The organism is Elizabethkingia argenteiflava (assembly GCF_009904105.1).
Taxonomy (GTDB): Bacteria; Bacteroidota; Bacteroidia; order Flavobacteriales; family Weeksellaceae; genus Elizabethkingia; species Elizabethkingia argenteiflava.
This window is the reverse complement of sequence record NZ_JAAABJ010000210.1, coordinates 1-16,899: the sequence shown is the minus strand read 5'-3', so window position 1 is coordinate 16,899 and position 16,899 is coordinate 1. Positions and strand designations below refer to the sequence as shown.

Below are 16,899 nucleotides of genomic sequence, written 5' to 3'. Positions count from 1 at the left end.
TTTTCTTTATATATTGCCATTGGTTTTCAGTTAGATCAGTTGGGTATTTAATCCCTTTTTTTCCAAATATCCAACTTCTGAAAACCTTCCTAACAAAATTTTCTACACAAATTTAAACAGCCTCTAAATCTATGAAAAAAATTTCTACTATCTTCATTATGTCTGTCTTGACATTTTCGGTTACCTCATGTGCTACAATTTTTACTGGGACTACCGACTCATTAACCGTAACAACAAAACCTGAAGGGGCTAAAGTTTACGATAGAGGGGTGGAGAAGTGTACTACACCTTGTTCTTTTAAGGTAAGTCGTTCACTCACGGATCGTTCGGTAGAAATTAAAAAGGAAGGCTATGAGACAAAAGCAATTGGACTTGACAGAAAGTTTAACCCTGTATCTATTATTAATTTGTTTGGACTCATCGGGTGGGCAGTAGATGCCGCTACAGGAAGTTTAATGAAGTATGATACCAAGGGTTATAATGTCGAATTAACAGAGAAAAAAAAATAGTTGTATAAGGGATCTCTCTTTTGGTAAGTGAAAAAGGCGGGGTTATTTCAGTAGTGCGATAACCCCGCCTTTTTTCTGCAATATTTGTTTATATGGCTTAGCCCTAAAAGAGAATTATGGGATGGAGAATTTATAAAAGTCACCATGAAAATTTTAAATGTAAAAAATGAATCATTTTTATATTTCTTGTTTCTATATATTAGAATTTGGTATATCATGTCTTTCGTATATTTAAAAAGTAAGTAGGGTGTGTTCTCGCTTTTTAAATTGTAGATTTAATTATACTAAAATATTTTCTTGAGAGTAATCACTTGCAATTGCGTTGTGAAATATTCATTATGTAAGGGGGAGTAAGTGAGATTCCTACTTTAGAAAATAAAATTATAAAAAGGGCATGGAACCCCTTTTTAGGTTGCCATGAAGTATGGCTTAACTCTAATCCTCTATAGATTAGCCTCCTATTTTAATGTAAATAGAGGCCTGAAATTAATATGAAAGTGCATATAAATATTAAAGAGTAGGGTGAATAAAATAGAAAGTTTTTCTATCTAGGTAACTGCTTACCTTATGATAATAAATAAAATTATGTTATGTCTGCTTTGTTTTTAATATTATTTACTATATTTACTATATAATAGTACTATTAGTTTATAGATGGCAGAAAAATACGTAAAGTATTAAGTCTTTAATTTTTTATATCCTTGAAAAAACACAAAATGAAAAACACACGAAATGAAAAAAAAATTATTCCTATTATTAGCTTGGGTCCTCCTATTGTTCAATCTTGCATGTAGTAGAGAAGGCCCTCAGGGTGAAAATATAATCTCTAAGGATCAGCAGGCGGGTCGTTTTGATAATATACCTTTTAGTTGGGATGTTTCAAATGGTGATAGCCACGATATCTTTATAGGGGATTATTCTTATAATCCTTTAAGTACTGAGCAAAACAAAGTAGTATTAGCTAGTAATATCAGAATTAACTCTCTAAGTGTATATCCAGGTGCCGTATACCCCTTAAAAAATATTCAGAATTTTACTTTTGATGCTGAAGTTAGATATCCCAAAAAACCCTATGATTTAATTTTTTCTTTTTCTGATCCTTATGTAATTGAAGATATAGACAATGAAAAAGGCTTTACTATTTATAGTACAAAATTATCGCAAGCGGTCAATTCACGAAATTTTAATAATTACATTAATTCAGGTGTTAAAAAACAGGTAGACTATTCTGCAACAGAGTGTTTTACATATTCAGACGTGCAGAAAGCCTTTTCTTTTAATGCGGGACTGGGTGCTCTATTTACGGCGAACATGTCCCAAAATTCTCAAAATAAGAAATACAAAACCATATACTTAGCAAGGCTCATAGGAACATCTTTTGATGTTGTATTTGAATCCAATATTCATGGTTTTTTTAAATCAGATGAGTACAATCAAGATGCTAAAAAATTTAAAGGAAATCCTGATGGAGGTAGAAGAGATGGTAGCACAGTGGGAAGATTTTTTAGCAGCAACCCCTATTATACCAAGCAGGTAAGTTATGGTAAATATGCTTATTTAGCCATCCAAAGCGAATATCAATATTCCAAAATCAAAACAGCCATTGAGGCAACCTTTAATATTTGGAAAATCTCTGGAGGAGGAAAATATACCAAAGAAGCAACCGATATTTTATCGAAATCTGTGGTAACCGTTCTTACTACAGGTGATAAAAGTACAGAGCCATTTTGGGGGACTTCTCTGGAGAATTTATATTCCATATTTAATATAAAATATGATCGTAATTTTTATGGATTTCCGGTCTATGCTCAGATGAGAACAGTAGCAGGAGATGAACTTTACCAGATAAGAGAAGAAATTCCTAAATCAGGGTCTGGGGACAATGGCTTCGAAAATGAAAGGAATAGAAATGGAGGTTCTGGAGGAGGTTCCGGGGGAGGTAGAAGGTAGAGATATTAAAAAAAAAAAATTTTTATCTCGTTAATAAGAGGATAATCTTTTCGAACATAGAGATCTGTTGCTGGGGAGGCTTATTTAACTCTTTCAAAGAATTTTCCTTTCATATTTATTCATTGAAAAATAAGGGACAATAATTTTTATATAAAAATAAACCTTTTGTCCCCAAACATCAAGAAGGGATTAGGGGCTTCCCTCTTATATCGGGTATTGTATCATTAAAGTTAAAAAGCTTAGTGAAAACCTTTATAAAATCAGCTAAAAGTCTGATTTTGTGAATATGTGTATAGGCTTATACTCCACTTTTTAGTGCATTCGATTAGCCGATGATTCTATCAAAAATTGATTAAAATAAAAATTCTTATTTTTGACCCCGAATGAAATTGGTAAGTTTATGAGTAGACCTCTATTTTTATTGGCAGTACTCCCTGCGTTGGCTTGTAGTCTGGTTAAAGATAAGCAAGCAGCTAAAGAAAAATTAACAAAAGTTTCTTATTACAGCGATTCTTTCAACGGTCGGAAAACTTCCAATGGAGAAATTTTTGACAATAATAAATTTACAGCAGCTCATGTAAGTTTGCCTTTTGGATCCAAAGTATTGCTTACCAATGTCTCTACTGGGGACACTGTAACCGTTAAGGTGAACGATCGGGGCCCTCTGCATAGGGGTAGGGGATTTGACATTACCAAAGCTGCCTTTAAAAAATTAGGGGACCTAAGAATAGGTATAATGCAAGTTTCTTACCAAATTATAGAAGAATAATATTTAAGCCTCATTTTCCTAAGAGGTTTTTAATTTTAATTAAGGTATATACAACGAATAGAAATTTAAAAATATTTACAGAAGATTAAATGTTATGAAAGGACAAAATAAACTTTTTATTGCAATTATTGCTGCTCTTGTATTGGGAGTGGCTATAGGAGCCATAGTTCATTTTAATTATCCACAGGATACTATAGATAGTTTTGCTAACAATATTAAACTTTTAGGGACTTTATTCATTCGGCTAGTGCAGATGATTATAGCACCATTGGTATTTTCTACCTTAGTGGTAGGCATCGCCAAAATGGGAGATATGAAGATGGTAGGCCGTGTCGGAGGTAAAGCCATGCTTTGGTTTATCAGTGCTACTCTAACCTCTCTATTAATAGGTTTAATGATGATGAATGTGATGAAACCAGGCGAAGGTACGGATATTGTATTGCAGGTTCACGATGCCGGAGATTTACTAAAACACTATGATGAATTTAGCTTAGAGCACTTCATTAACCATAGTATACCGCGAAGTATATTCGAAGCTTTTTCCACTAACGAAATCTTGCAAATTGTTATTTTTTCATTAATTTTTGGGGTGGCATTAGGCGCCTATGGAGAAAAAGGGAAAATGGTGACCGAATTTTTAGATAAAATCGCTCATGTCGTACTCATTATGGTAAACTATGTGATGTGGGTAGCACCTTTAGGAGTCCTCGGGGCGGTGTCTGCAGCGGTAGCAAAGTATGGTTTTCAAATATTTACCCTATATGCCCATTACTTATTGGCTTTCGCTTTGGGAATTGCTTGTTTATGGATTGTACTCCTTTCCGTGGGTTATCTAATACTTGGGAAAAGGGTAAAGGATTTGCTTAAGCATATTAAAATTCCTTTACTTGTAGCTTTTACCACAACCAGTTCAGAAGCCGTATTCCCAAAATTGGTGGAGGAGCTGGAAAAGTTCGGAGCACAGAGTAAAATTATTTCCTTCACTTTGCCATTGGGTTATTCTTTTAATTTGGATGGCAGTATGATGTATATGACTTTTGCATCTTTATTTATCGCTCAAGTCTATAATATCCATATGCCAATTGAAAAACAGTTGTTAATGCTACTGGTTTTAATGCTTACCAGTAAGGGGGTTGCAGGGGTACCTAGAGCCTCGCTTATCGTGGTAGTAGCCACTTGTTCTATGTTTGGAATTCCACCAGAAGGCATTGCTTTAATCTTGCCGATAGACCATTTTTGTGATATGGCGCGTAGCATGACCAATGTGTTAGGAAATGCATTAGCCACTACTACCGTAGATAAATGGGAAGGACACACTCCTATTGAGCAGGATTGTATAAGTTAAGAATATCCATAAAAAAATAATTATGATACGACTAAGAAAATACTTATGGGGGCTTATATTGATTTCCGGAATGCTCAGCGCTCAACAGAAACAGTCTGTGCCTAGGCCTAAACTAGTGGTAGGTTTGATTGTCGATCAAATGCGCTGGGATTATCTTTACCGTTATTATACCAAGTATGGCGAAGGCGGTTTCAAGAGATTGCTGAGTTCTGGTTATTCATTAAACAACGTCCATATAGATTACGTTCCTACTGTAACGGCTATTGGTCATACTTCTATCTTTACAGGATCCGTTCCATCTATTCATGGAATTGCGGGAAACGATTGGTACGATCGAGAGCAAGGAAAAAACATCTATTGTACTGCTGACGATACGGTGCATCCTATCGGTAGCTCCTCGAATGCTTCCGGGCAACATTCGCCTCGGAATCTTTGGGCTACGACTATTACTGACCAGTTAGGATTAGAGACGAATTTTAATTCAAAAATTATAGGCATATCTCTTAAAGACAGAGCTTCCATTTTACCTGCAGGTCATAACCCTACCGGTGCATTCTGGTTCGATGATACCACGGGAAAATTTATCACCAGTAGTTATTATGCTAAAGAACTTCCTAAGTGGGTACAAGCTTTCAATGCTAAAAATATTCCGGCTCAATTAGTAGCAAATGGCTGGAGTACGCTCTTACCTATACAGCAGTATACGGAGAGTTCTCCAGATGATGTGCCATGGGAAAATCTTTTGGGAAGTAAAAAAACACCTACTTTCCCTTATACCGATTTAGCAAAGGATTATGAGGCTAAAAAAGGACTTATTCGTACCACCCCTTTTGGGAATACCCTAAGCCTTAAATTAGCAGAGGCTGCTATAGAGGCGAATCAAATGGGGGCTGATGAGGTTACCGATTTCCTTACGGTTAATTTGGCCTCTACAGATTATGTAGGTCATCATTTTGGCCCCAATTCTATAGAAGTAGAAGATACTTATTTGAGATTGGACCGAGATTTATCAGATTTTTTCAAAAATTTAGATGCAAAAATAGGCAAAGACAATTATTTAGTTTTTCTTACTGCAGATCATGGAGCAGCCCATGCAGTCGAATTTATGAGAGCTCATAAAATGCCAGCCGGTTTTTTTGGAGAGAATAATAAATCAAAATTAAATCAGAAGGCAAAGCAAAAATTTGGAGTCGATCATTTGATTGCAGCAACAAAGAATTATCAGATTTATTTGGATAGAAAACTAATATCCGATCATAAAATAGCCCTAGACGAAGTACAAAATTTTTTCATTGATGTATTGAGAAAAGATCCTGCAGTTTTATATGCTATCAATATGGATGAAATTGCTAGGTCTCCTGTTCCTGAACCCATTAAATCAAGAGTGATTAATGGTTATAATTGGGAGAGAAGTGGCGATATTCAAATCATTCCTAAAGATGGTTACCTTCCTTTATATGTAAAAAAAGGGACCACTCATAGCGTATGGAATTCTTATGATTCTCATATTCCTTTAATCTTCATGGGATGGAAAATCAATCAGGGAGAATCTAACCAACCCTATAATATGACTGATATTGCACCCACTCTTTCCGCTTTGCTAAAGATTCAATTCCCTAGTGGTAGTATAGGAAAACCTATTACAGAAGTGATCGGGAAATAGAAGTTGAACTGTAATGGTCAAAAATATATACCTATAAGGTGAGTGATTATGTTACTCACCTTTTTTATGCAAAATGATTAAAAGAAAAGGTATAATTATACCTTTTTAGGGGCGTGGAGGATAATTTTTTAATATCTCATGGATCATAGTAGGAATATGTTTCGCTTTAGATTGGGGTCGGTCAATATTGAGCCCGCTTCCGATACCTTGCCATACTAGTTTGTTAGAATGTGCATCAATAAAGTCTAATACTAGTGTTCCACGGTTATAATAGGAGGTATAACTTCTGTTATATCCCCAGCCTAAACTCCAGGCTGGGCCACCCCATCCCCATCCGATACCCCAACTCCAAGGGGAACCCATCTGAATATCTCGAATTTGTTTATGGGAGGCTTTAAGGTTGATAATCAGGTCGGGAGAAGAGGATTCTGTCATCCCTTTAGCATTCATTTGCTGCTGTATAGCACTGATCACCCGGTTCCTGTCAATATCATTCAACTTAAGATCCTTTTGACGAATCTCATAGGTTTTGTACTGCTTAAAGCTTACACTTCGGTCATAATCCGATTTCACCATAAATGGGCTGCAGGCGCCTAGGCTCAGTAAGAAGACTAAAACTATGAATAGGTAATTTTTCATAAGTGTGTAAATAAATTATTTTTTTTTATTAAAGGTATCTGTCTTTCTATCATATCCATAAGGACAGTGCTTACATCCACTTTTACAGCAATAACCGCGCCTTAAATGAAATTTCTCTGTGAACACTTTATAACCCTGTTTACTGTAATAAAAGTCTTTATTTTCTTGGATGGAATTATCTTGCATAAGTTAAAATCTTAAATGATTTCTATCTTTGTAAAATGATTTTAGTCTGTAGATCTTTATTCAAAAATACAAAAATTACAGCGATGGCCTTGTATCCTTTTATTATATTGAATAAAAAGGAATTAAGACGAGATGAGGTATTGTTGAATCATGAAAAAATCCATTTACGTCAGCAATTGGAATTGCTGATTATTTTTTTCTATTTGCTTTACGGACTTGAGTATATTTTGAAGAGAATAAAACTCGGAGATCCTTATCAAGCCTACCGCTCCATTTCTTTTGAAAGAGAAGCTCACGATAAAGAAGAAGATATAGATTACCTTCGCCACAGAAAGTTTTGGAATTTTATAAAATATTGGTAATATGTTACAATTTCCTACATCGGAAATTCCCATTCAAAGAATTATAAACAAAAAAGGAGTAGAGCTCTTTCTTAAAAGAGAAGATTTGATACATGCTGATATTTCTGGAAATAAATATTGGAAATTATTTTACAATGTCAATAGTTATTTAGAAAGTCGACCCAGAAGACCTTTTATTATCACTTTCGGAGGAGCTTTTTCTAATCATATTGCTTCACTGGCTGCTTTTGGCAAGATTTTTAATATACCTACTCTTGGAATTATAAGAGGAGAAGAATGGAGGGAAAAAGTTTCGGATAATTATACCCTTCACGGAGCTTCTCAAAACGGGATGGGCTTTCGCTTTGTCACTAGAGAAATGTATCGTAATAAAGATACCCTGACTGATGATTTGAAAAGAGAATTTCCCTATGCGCTTATTATTCCGGAGGGAGGGAGTAACCTAAAAGCCACTGAAGGAGTGAAATTTATGTTGAATGAGCGAACAAAAGATTTTGATTATCTTTGCACAGCTGTGGGGACAGGGGGAACCTTGGCTGGAATATCTAGGCATGCTGAAGAAAATCAAAAGATTATTGGCTTCAAAGTTGTAAAAGATAAGCGTCTTTTAGAAAACGTAAAGGAGTTAAGAGGCAAGTCCAATTTTTGTTTTTATGAGGCTGATTATGGAGGATATGGTAAAATAACAGAATTGATGGTCCATTTTATAAATCACTTCTGGATAACGTATAACATCCCTCTTGATCCTGTGTACACCGGTAAAATGATGATGCGATTATTACAGTTGATAGAAGAAGATTTTTTTCCGATGGGCAGCAGAGTTCTGGCATTCCATACTGGTGGCTTACAAGGGATTGGAGGAGCCAATCAGTTATTGAGAAAAAAAAACAGAAATACAATAGATATTAAGTTATGAAGAAACTATTAAGTTTAGTTTTTGCTGTGTCAGTATTTTTAGCAAAATCACAGATGTGGAATACTGAAGAGCAATATATTCAAAAATTTGCTCCTTATGCAGTAGAGGAAATGGAATTATATAGAATTCCGGCAAGTATTACCCTAGCACAGGGGTTACTGGAAACTTCCGGAGGACAGAGTCGCCTAGCTCAGGAAGGTAATAATCATTTCGGAATTAAATGTAAAGAAACCTGGACCGGAAAAACCATGACACATACCGATGATGCTCCTAATGAGTGTTTTAGAGTATACGATTCACCACGAGAATCTTATAGAGATCATTCGTTATTTCTTACCACAAGAAGGCACTACAATCCGCTCTTCCTTTTAGATATGCAGGATTATAGAGGCTGGGCGTATGGTTTAAAAACATCGGGATACGCGACTAGTCGTAGTTATGCACCTGCTCTGATCAATAAGATAGAAAAATATAGGCTATACGAATTTGATACTGTCTCAAGTGAAGAGGTATATGCAACCCTACTCAACATGTATCCAGATTTGAGAAATGATGCCGTATTCATGGCGCAAGTTTCCCAGAATAAAAAAAATAGAGATATCCCCGTTCAAACGCCTGTGTATTCAGAATCTACAAAGAAACCTGAGCCTGTGAAGGTAATGATGCCACAGGCTATATTGAGTAATATTCTGGTTAAAAATCACCCCAATAGAGGTCTTAAATTTATTGTTATTCCAGCGAGAATAGACCTCTTTTATATCGCTCAAAAATATGGAGTTTCAGTATCCAGATTGATGCGATATAACGAATTAGAAAAAACTCAACTTCAGAAAAATCAAATTATATTTCTAGAGGCGAAAAACAGATCCGGAAACCAAAAATTTTACCATGCAAAGGCGGGAGAGACTATGTATGATATTTCCCAAAAATTTGCCATAAAACTCAAGAAACTTTATAGAAAAAACAGAATGAATATGGGGGCTCAACCGGTTGCCGGGCAGCTCATATATTTAGATTCGAGAAAACCTAGAAATTAATGTTATACCAAAGAAGTAGTGCTCTTTTTGATGAAGCACAACGTTATATACCGGGGGGGGTAAATTCTCCGGTTAGGGCTTTTAAATCTGTAGGAGGAATTCCTGTTTTTATGAAATCAGCTCAGGGAGCTTATCTTACGGATGAGGATAATCGAGAATATGTAGACTTTATTAACTCTTGGGGCCCAGCAATTCTGGGGCACACCCATCCTATGGTACTAGAAGCTATTCAGGAGCAGGCCGCTTCAGGCTTCTCCTTTGGGGCACCTACAGCATTAGAAAACGATATTGCAAAGCTCATTACCAGTGTAGTACCTAATACGGATAAAATTAGAATGGTCTCTTCTGGTACGGAAGCGTGTATGAGTGCTATTCGCTTGGCAAGAGGTTACACCGGAAAGGATAAATTTATTAAGTTCGAAGGTTGTTATCATGGGCATTCCGATTCATTTCTGATCAAAGCGGGAAGTGGGGCGGCAACTTTTGGGGATCCCAATAGCCCAGGGGTTACAAAAGCTACCGCACAGGATACCCTTTTAGCCCGGTATAATGATGCAGATCAGGTAAAGGATTTGTTTAGGCAATATCCAAATCAGATTGCAGCCGTTATCATAGAGCCTATAGCTGGCAATATGGGTTGTGTTCTGCCTGAAGGTCAGTTTTTACAACAGCTGAGAAAGATTTGTGATGAGCATCAGGCTTTGCTTATTTTGGATGAAGTGATGACGGGATTCCGCCTTAGCATAGGGGGGGCACAGGAAGCTTTAGGTATCAATGCGGATATTGTAACCTTTGGGAAAGTTATAGGGGGAGGTTTACCTGTAGGGGCATTTGCAGCTTGTGATAAAATTATGAATTGTCTTTCTCCATTAGGCAGCGTATACCAAGCGGGTACCTTAAGTGGTAATCCTCTGGCGATGCGTGCAGGACTAACCACCTTGCAATTGATCCAACGGGATAAGGAATTTTTCAATCGAATTAATAAGACTACAGAAATTTTACATCGCGAAATATCCACCATACTGAGTCGTAAAGGTATCCAGCATTGTATTAATCGTTTTGGAAGCATGATGTCCTTATTTTTTAATATAGACAAAGTCTCTAATTTCCAAGAGGCCACACAGGCTGATCATGGATTGTTTAATCGTTTTTTTCACCATTTATTGGCTGAAGGGATCTATTTACCTCCTAGTGGTTATGAAACCTGGTTTATATCCGATGCCATTAAGGAAAAGGAAATTGATAAAACTTTGGAAGCCATTCGAAAATTCCAAGTATAAGAATATTATAAGAGAGAGGTTGTCATTTTTGTGCAGCCTCTTTTTTTGAATGCTAATGCTATGCACAATATACTTTTTCATCGTTTTAGAGCAATAGTAAAAAGCTCAGTTCTTCTTTGTCTTTATAAGATTTTAATTTTAAGTAAATCTTATTCAAATTATAAGTAAATATCTATTCCATGTCAAAATTGTTTTTTCGGAGAACCCCTAATTTTATTCTCATTTTCTGTATTTATTAAAATAAGAAAGGGTGAAAATTTTAATTAGAGTATTATCAATAAACGAAGAGGGGATTGTTCAGATTAGCTATTTATTTCTTAAGCTAAATTAGTTTTATATGGGCTAAAATCATCAAAACTTTTATAATCCGTTACTTTTTCCGAAATTCGAACGGCAAATAATAAGAATTGGAACTAGTAACCCCCATAGAATATATAAAAGGAATAGGGCCTGAGCGCGCCCAGATTATAAAAAAAAATTTAGATATTCATAAAGTAGAAGATTTTCTAAACTTTTACCCCATTCGGTATATCGATAAGAGTAGGCATTACAAAGTGGGAGAGTTAACCGAGATGAATAACGAAATCTCTTTGAAAGGAAAAATAACCGATATTCAAGAGGTTGTCTATGCAAAAGGTAGGCGCCTAGTGGCAAAATTTAGAGATGATACTGGTAGCTTAGAGTTGGTTTGGTTTAAATATTCCAAATGGATGAGAGAGCAGATTCCCTTGAATACAGAAGTCGTTATATTTGGTAGGGTGCAGCTTTTCAATAATATATTTTCTATGCCCCATCCTGAAATTGAGAAAAAGGAGAATACTGAAAATTCCCATACTCTTTTACCCATATATCCAGGAAGTGAAAAACTAACAAAATATGGAGTTAATAATCGTTTTTTTCAGCGTGTTCTGAATGAGGTGGTACAGCATCTCCCTGTTTTGCTTGATGAAAATCTTCCTGTAGACCTTATGCAAGGTTTGAAATTGATCTCCCGTTTAGAGGCTATCCGCAATATACATTTCCCCTCAAATATGCAATGGCAGAAAGCAGCGGATCAGAGATTAAAATTTGAAGAAGCTTTTTTCTTTCAGTTGGGGTATGCCCTAAAAAAAAAGCATCATAAAACCAATTCCTTAGGGAATCCTTTTCCTTTAGTGGGTGCTTATTTTAATCGATTTTATGAAAATCACCTCCCTTTTGAGCTCACCAATGCTCAAAAGCGAGTATTAAAGGAAATACGTAGTGATATGAAACTCCCCGTACAGATGAATAGACTCCTGCAGGGAGATGTTGGTTCTGGCAAAACTATGGTGGCTTTACTGGCTATGCTTATCGCTTTGGATAATGGCTTTCAGAGTTGTCTAATGGCCCCGACCGAAATTTTAGCACAGCAACATTTTAATAGTATTTCTGATTTATTATATGGCACAGGGATAGAGGTAAAGCTGTTGACAGGCTCTAAAAAAGCATCGGAGAGAAAAGTCCTTCACCGTATGCTGAAGGAAGGAAGTTTACCTATTCTAGTCGGGACACATGCCTTACTGGAGGATCAGGTTGAGTTTAAAAAACTGGGATTGGGTATTATTGATGAACAACATAGGTTTGGAGTGGCCCAACGTGCTAAATTGTGGGCTAAAAATACCACACCTCCCCATATTTTAGTCATGACTGCCACACCCATTCCGAGGACCTTGGCCATGAGTTTTTACTCTGATTTGGAGGTATCCGTTATCGATGAACTGCCTATGGGGAGAAAACCTATTATAACGGCTCATCGAAGAGAGAAAGACCGTATTTTTATCTATAATTTTGCAAAAGAAGAAATAGCTAAAGGGAGACAGGTTTACTTTGTATATCCGTTAATAGAGGAAAGCGAAACATTGGATTATAAAAATCTAAATGAAGGTTTTGATACTATAAAAGAGGTTTTCCCTTTTCCGGACTATGATGTGGTCATGCTGCATGGGAAGATGAAGCCAGATGAAAAGGAAGCCGCAATGCAGTATTTTGCTAGTGGAAAAGCTCAGATTATGGTGGCGACTACTGTGATAGAGGTGGGGGTAAACGTTCCAAATGCATCAGTGATGGTCATCGAAAGTGCAGAACGTTTTGGCTTATCTCAACTACATCAGTTGCGTGGACGTGTGGGAAGAGGAGCCGAGCAGAGTTATTGTATATTAATGACTTCTGATAAAATCACACAAGGAGGTCGTAAGCGGATTAGTACCATGGTGGAGACTCAGGATGGGTTTAAAATATCAGAAGTCGATATGCAGTTACGGGGTCCTGGTGATATATTGGGTACCCAGCAGAGTGGAGTGATTGATTTTAAAAAATTAGATCTTCTACAGGATGCTAATATCATTAAAGCAGCCAAGCAAAGTGTAGAAAAATTGCTTGAAATAGATCCGCTTTTATCCTTGCCGGGTCATCAGAAAATGAAGGATTATTATATCCGACAGTATAAAGGTAAAAACAAGTGGGCTAAGATTAGTTGATATTTATTTAACAAAAATTAAAGGAGAGAGACCAACAACCTCCTCTAAAGTGGATTGGGGGGAGGTTATTGGTAGGCAGATTATTTATGAAATTCCTTATATTTTTAACATTTCTGCTTTTAGTTTTTGCTGTAAACCTTCGGAAACTTTTACCAGTGGTAGCCTTAAATAGTTTTTTATCAGTCCCATTTCGGCGAGTACAGCCTTAATGCCTGCAGGATTTCCTTCTGCAAAAATAAGGCGTGTGATGGCTACCATTTTATTATGGATTTTATAAGCTTCTTTAGCCTTACCTGCTAAGCCTAGCTGAATCATCTGTGAAAATTCTTTAGGATAAGCCTGTCCGATTACCGATATCACACCATAGGCTCCTGCTAAAGTAACGGCTAAGGCAAATTCATCGTCTCCTGATACCAGGTTAAAATGTTCAGGCTTCTGACGTAGGATATCAAAATATTGGTTAATATTAGAAGAAGCTTCTTTAATCATGATAAGATTAGGAAATTCAGTAGCCAATCTTAGCGTGGTGGATGCTTCAATATTTTGTCCGGTTCTACCAGGTACATTGTAGAGGATAATATTCTTTCCAGTCGAAGCTAAAGCTTTATAATGTTGATAAATACCTTCTTGCGTTGGTTTATTATAATAGGGAGAAACAGATAGAATAGCGGCGAATGATGAAGTGTCGGTTTCTTGGATATTTCTCATAACTTCGGCTGTATTATTGCCTCCGATCCCTAGTACCAAAGGAAGCCGATCCCGATTGATCTTTACAATGTGTTTGACTACTTTATCCTTTTCTTCTTCATTCAGTGTTGCAGCTTCTGCAGTAGTGCCTAAAACGACTAAATAACTGGTTCCGTTTTCAATATTGAATTCCACTAATTTCGTTAGCGCATCAAAATCCACGGATAAATCTTCATTAAAAGGTGTTACCAATGCAACTCCTACTCCGGATAATTTATTCATGATATGTAAATTAAACCTCAAATTTAGGCATTTTTCATGTGTTTTTAGAGTATTATTCTATAAAATATAGTATTAAGGCTTATCTTTGAAATGGATTATTTATACCTTATTAATGGATTAAAATGGTAGAGGACAAAGGCTTTCTTATTTCATACCTAAAATATGGGGATACCGATGCAGTGCTCCACATTTACACTTATAGCGAAGGCTATAAAAGTTATTTTTTAAAGGGAATTTATGCTAAAAAAAATAAAAAAAAGGCTTTATTACATTTATTGGTTGAAATTAGCTTTTTCATTAGCCCTAGCAAAGCATCCAAGCTACCTAGCATTTCTCACTTACAGATTCAAGGAGATTTCCCTGAAGAGAATATAAAGACCAGTGCTTTGCAATTTTTTACAGCGGATATGTTAAGCGGAATACTCAGAAACGAGGGACAGAATATGCAGATATATGGTAAAATTTATGACTTTCTGAATGAAATTAAAGACGAGAATCTCTCGGCGCATATTCATTTTTTTATACTTCTTACCCAAGACCTCGGTATAAAACCTTTATTCTTAAAAGACGCGCTCTATTTAAACCCTCATCAGGGTGTTTTCGAAATGCGAGCCTCTCATCATGTTTTTGATGAAAAGATCTCCTCATGCTGGCGGCAAATATTGGAGAAAGGTTATAGGGTAAAACTAGACACTGAAACCAAGCGAAAACTTTTAGAGAGTATTTTGGTGTACTATAGCCTGCACCTTCCAGATTTTAAACATCCGGTATCCTTAGACGTGCTACAACAGATTTGGCAATAAAAAAACCTGCCGAAAAGCAGGTGTTATTTTGTACTGATTTTATTCTTCTTCCAAACTTCTAGGTTTGGCGCTATAAAGCTGAAAATTAAAAAAGAAAGTATAGTCGTTCAAGCTTCTATATATTCCTGTAGAGGTCTGTTCTAGATAAGGATAGTGAGGATCTTTAGCAAATGCAGCTCTTGAGGGAACAATAATCAATCCTTGGAGATTATAGTTGTCTTCAGTTTTCAAAGTAAAGGCTTTAAATTGCTTAATGGCTTCCTGAAAACCTTCTATTTCATAATAGCTTCTTTTTTTTGCTACATCGTTTTTAGCAGCGGCTAGTACAGATTTTTTTACATAATACCACTGAGGATCTTCTACTGCCACACCTCCTAGGTCTACCGTATTATAGAAGGGTAAAGCCGCTGTAAACTCAATTTTCTTATTCGGTTTTATAGCGCGTGCGGCAAATCCTACTTGCATGAATTTCAATACATCTTTATCCTTTACTTGAGTGCCTTTTTCAGGCTGAGCGTTAGGGCGGATCACATAGATAACACCCGAAGGCAAAGTTTTGGCCATACTCGAAAGCTTAGGTGTTTTATCACTAGGTTTATGGGCATCATCAAAGCTTCTGATTTTGCCTCTTTCATCAAAGTAATGCTCATCTAAGTATTCTTTAATAGCGGTATCATCATAGTGATTTTGGGTATTTTGGTCTACGTTGGGTGCCATATACTGGTCGTTGTAGTCATCTTTTCTACACGACTGTAGTAAGGAGGAGATCACCAATAAGCCTAATAATAATTTTTTCATTGTATCTTTATCAAATTATTGATTTTAGAAAAAGTATAGAACTACGCAAAAGTATAAATAAAATATGAGAATTGATAAATTTTTATGGAGTGTAAGGTTTTATAAAACCAGGAGTATAGCTGCGGAAGAGATTAAGAAAAACAGGGTGAGCATAGGAGGGCAAGTCGTTAAGCCCTCTCGTGAAGTCGTAGAAGGGGATATTGTTATAGTACGCAAAAATCAAATCGAGTATAAGATCAAGATTATTCAAATTCCCAAAAGTAGAATCGGTGCAAAGCTGGTGACTTTACATATTAAAGATATGACATCTCCAGAGCAGTATGCGTTGTTAGAGTCGCGTAAGCTAACCCAGGATTATTATCGCCAGAAAGGGGAGGGACGGCCTACCAAAAAAGACCGTCGCGAAATGGATGGTTTTCTGGAGATAGAAGAGGAAGAAGCTGAAGAAAGCGAAACGAATTGGGATCGCTTTTTTAATGAGGAAGCTGAAGGTGAGGTATAATTTCCTCTGCAATAGTTTCCGGATCTTTTCCGTCCGTATCAATGGTAAACTCAGCCATATGGTAATAGACATTTCTTTCAAAAAGATGTTTGGCTATAAACTCTGGGAGATCCTCTTGCTTAATATTTGCAATAAGAGGGCGTTTATCCTTGTGTTTGCTTAGTCTTGCTATTAGCGTAGGGATAGAGGCTCTCAGATAAAAACTCTTAGAATGCCGATTGATTAGATCCATATTATTATAATAGGCAGGGGTACCACCTCCTAAACTTAGGATCATGTTTTCGTCGAGAGAAAGTATTTGTTTTAAAATATCTCTTTCAATCCTGCGGAAGCGCAATTCACCCATTTCTTTAAATATACTAGGGATATCTTTTCCCACCTGCAAGGAAATTTCTGTATCAAGATCGATTAGTTTAAAATTTGTTTTTTTTGTCAGTATATTGGATATGTGAGATTTACCGCTTCCCATATAACCTAAGAGTGAAATAGTCATGTAAAATTTTTAAGCAAATGTCTAAAAAAATTTTGATGTATGAAAAAAAGTAGTATCTTTGCACCACTCTTTTGAAGCGCACTTTAGCACAGAGAAAGGTGGCCGACCTGGTAGCTCAGCTGGTAGAGCAATACACTTTTAATGTATGGGTCCTGGGTTCGAATCCCAGCCAGGTCACAA

At 36.3% G+C, this 16,899-nt stretch carries 17 protein-coding genes and 1 tRNA gene; 13 read left to right on the top strand and 5 right to left on the bottom strand.

The features are described from left to right. Window positions 1-131 precede the first annotated feature (131 nt). The 5 genes from GNY06_RS01760 to pafA all read left to right on the top strand — a co-directional run bounded on the left by GNY06_RS01760 (window position 132) and on the right by pafA (window position 6,236). The gene (locus GNY06_RS01760) at window positions 132-509 is read left to right on the top strand and encodes a PEGA domain-containing protein (RefSeq protein ID WP_166518526.1); all 378 of its coding nucleotides are present in this window, start codon (window positions 132-134) and stop codon (window positions 507-509) included. A 732-nt stretch (window positions 510-1,241) separates the two neighbouring features. Continuing rightward, entirely contained in the window at window positions 1,242-2,459 is a 1,218-nt protein-coding gene (locus GNY06_RS01755) for a hemolysin (RefSeq protein ID WP_176589935.1), read from the top strand. Between the two features lie 400 nt (window positions 2,460-2,859). Beyond that, window positions 2,860-3,228 (top strand): septal ring lytic transglycosylase RlpA family protein, encoded by a 369-nt coding sequence (locus GNY06_RS01750; protein ID WP_166518525.1) that lies wholly within the window; start codon window positions 2,860-2,862, stop codon window positions 3,226-3,228. Between the two features lie 94 nt (window positions 3,229-3,322). Further along, window positions 3,323-4,573: a dicarboxylate/amino acid:cation symporter gene (locus GNY06_RS01745; protein ID WP_166518524.1), complete on the top strand. Its 1,251-nt coding sequence runs from the start codon at window positions 3,323-3,325 to the stop codon at window positions 4,571-4,573. A gap of 22 nt (window positions 4,574-4,595) precedes the next feature. Next, window positions 4,596-6,236 (top strand): alkaline phosphatase PafA, encoded by a 1,641-nt coding sequence (gene pafA, locus GNY06_RS01740; RefSeq protein ID WP_166518523.1) that lies wholly within the window; start codon window positions 4,596-4,598, stop codon window positions 6,234-6,236. 105 nt (window positions 6,237-6,341) lie between these two features. Here pafA and GNY06_RS01735 read toward each other — a convergent pair whose 3' ends face one another. Both GNY06_RS01735 and GNY06_RS01730 read right to left on the bottom strand, forming a co-directional pair. Then, window positions 6,342-6,875 (bottom strand): DUF4136 domain-containing protein, encoded by a 534-nt coding sequence (locus GNY06_RS01735; RefSeq protein WP_166518522.1) that lies wholly within the window; start codon window positions 6,873-6,875, stop codon window positions 6,342-6,344. A 15-nt stretch (window positions 6,876-6,890) separates the two neighbouring features. Then, window positions 6,891-7,061, bottom strand: coding sequence for a DUF5522 domain-containing protein (locus GNY06_RS01730; RefSeq protein ID WP_166518521.1), 171 nt, complete (start codon window positions 7,059-7,061; stop codon window positions 6,891-6,893). Between the two features lie 35 nt (window positions 7,062-7,096). Between GNY06_RS01730 and GNY06_RS01725 the strand changes: the two genes are divergently transcribed. The 5 genes from GNY06_RS01725 to recG all read left to right on the top strand — a co-directional run bounded on the left by GNY06_RS01725 (window position 7,097) and on the right by recG (window position 13,154). Then, entirely contained in the window at window positions 7,097-7,423 is a 327-nt protein-coding gene (locus tag GNY06_RS01725; protein ID WP_166518520.1) for a hypothetical protein, read from the top strand. Between the two features lies 1 nt (window position 7,424). Continuing rightward, a complete protein-coding gene (locus GNY06_RS01720) occupies window positions 7,425-8,339 on the top strand; it encodes a 1-aminocyclopropane-1-carboxylate deaminase/D-cysteine desulfhydrase (RefSeq protein WP_166518519.1) in 915 nt (304 codons plus the stop codon). Next, on the top strand, window positions 8,336-9,376 hold the full coding sequence (locus GNY06_RS01715; protein WP_166518518.1) for a glucosaminidase domain-containing protein: 1,041 nt from the start codon (window positions 8,336-8,338) through the stop codon (window positions 9,374-9,376). Before GNY06_RS01720 ends, GNY06_RS01715 begins: the two co-directional genes overlap by 4 nt. Beyond that, on the top strand, window positions 9,376-10,656 hold the full coding sequence (hemL, locus tag GNY06_RS01710; RefSeq protein WP_166518517.1) for a glutamate-1-semialdehyde 2,1-aminomutase: 1,281 nt from the start codon (window positions 9,376-9,378) through the stop codon (window positions 10,654-10,656). Before GNY06_RS01715 ends, hemL begins: the two co-directional genes overlap by 1 nt. A gap of 407 nt (window positions 10,657-11,063) precedes the next feature. After that, on the top strand, window positions 11,064-13,154 hold the full coding sequence (recG, locus tag GNY06_RS01705; protein WP_166518516.1) for an ATP-dependent DNA helicase RecG: 2,091 nt from the start codon (window positions 11,064-11,066) through the stop codon (window positions 13,152-13,154). 96 nt (window positions 13,155-13,250) lie between these two features. Here recG and dapA read toward each other — a convergent pair whose 3' ends face one another. After that, entirely contained in the window at window positions 13,251-14,123 is an 873-nt protein-coding gene (dapA, locus tag GNY06_RS01700) for a 4-hydroxy-tetrahydrodipicolinate synthase (protein WP_166518515.1), read from the bottom strand. Window positions 14,124-14,245: 122 nt separating this feature from the next. On the opposite strand from dapA, the gene GNY06_RS01695 reads away from it, so the two are divergent. Further along, on the top strand, window positions 14,246-14,926 hold the full coding sequence (locus GNY06_RS01695) for a recombination protein O N-terminal domain-containing protein (protein ID WP_166518514.1): 681 nt from the start codon (window positions 14,246-14,248) through the stop codon (window positions 14,924-14,926). A 39-nt stretch (window positions 14,927-14,965) separates the two neighbouring features. On the opposite strand, the gene GNY06_RS01690 is transcribed toward GNY06_RS01695, so the two are convergent. Next, a complete protein-coding gene (locus tag GNY06_RS01690) occupies window positions 14,966-15,724 on the bottom strand; it encodes a hypothetical protein (RefSeq protein ID WP_166518513.1) in 759 nt (252 codons plus the stop codon). 64 nt (window positions 15,725-15,788) lie between these two features. Here GNY06_RS01690 and GNY06_RS01685 point away from each other — a divergent pair, with 64 nt between their 5' ends. Then, window positions 15,789-16,226 carry an RNA-binding S4 domain-containing protein gene (locus GNY06_RS01685; RefSeq protein ID WP_166518512.1) on the top strand — a complete coding sequence of 146 codons (438 nt, stop codon included), beginning with the start codon at window positions 15,789-15,791 and terminating at the stop codon, window positions 16,224-16,226. Here the strand turns inward: GNY06_RS01685 and GNY06_RS01680 are convergent. Then, window positions 16,198-16,719 (bottom strand): shikimate kinase, encoded by a 522-nt coding sequence (locus GNY06_RS01680; RefSeq protein ID WP_166518511.1) that lies wholly within the window; start codon window positions 16,717-16,719, stop codon window positions 16,198-16,200. The two genes, GNY06_RS01685 and GNY06_RS01680, sit on opposite strands and share 29 nt — an antisense overlap. Before the next feature lie 104 nt (window positions 16,720-16,823). On the opposite strand from GNY06_RS01680, the gene GNY06_RS01675 reads away from it, so the two are divergent. Next, window positions 16,824-16,896: transfer RNA gene (locus GNY06_RS01675), tRNA-Lys, on the top strand. Window positions 16,897-16,899: the final 3 nt, after the last annotated feature.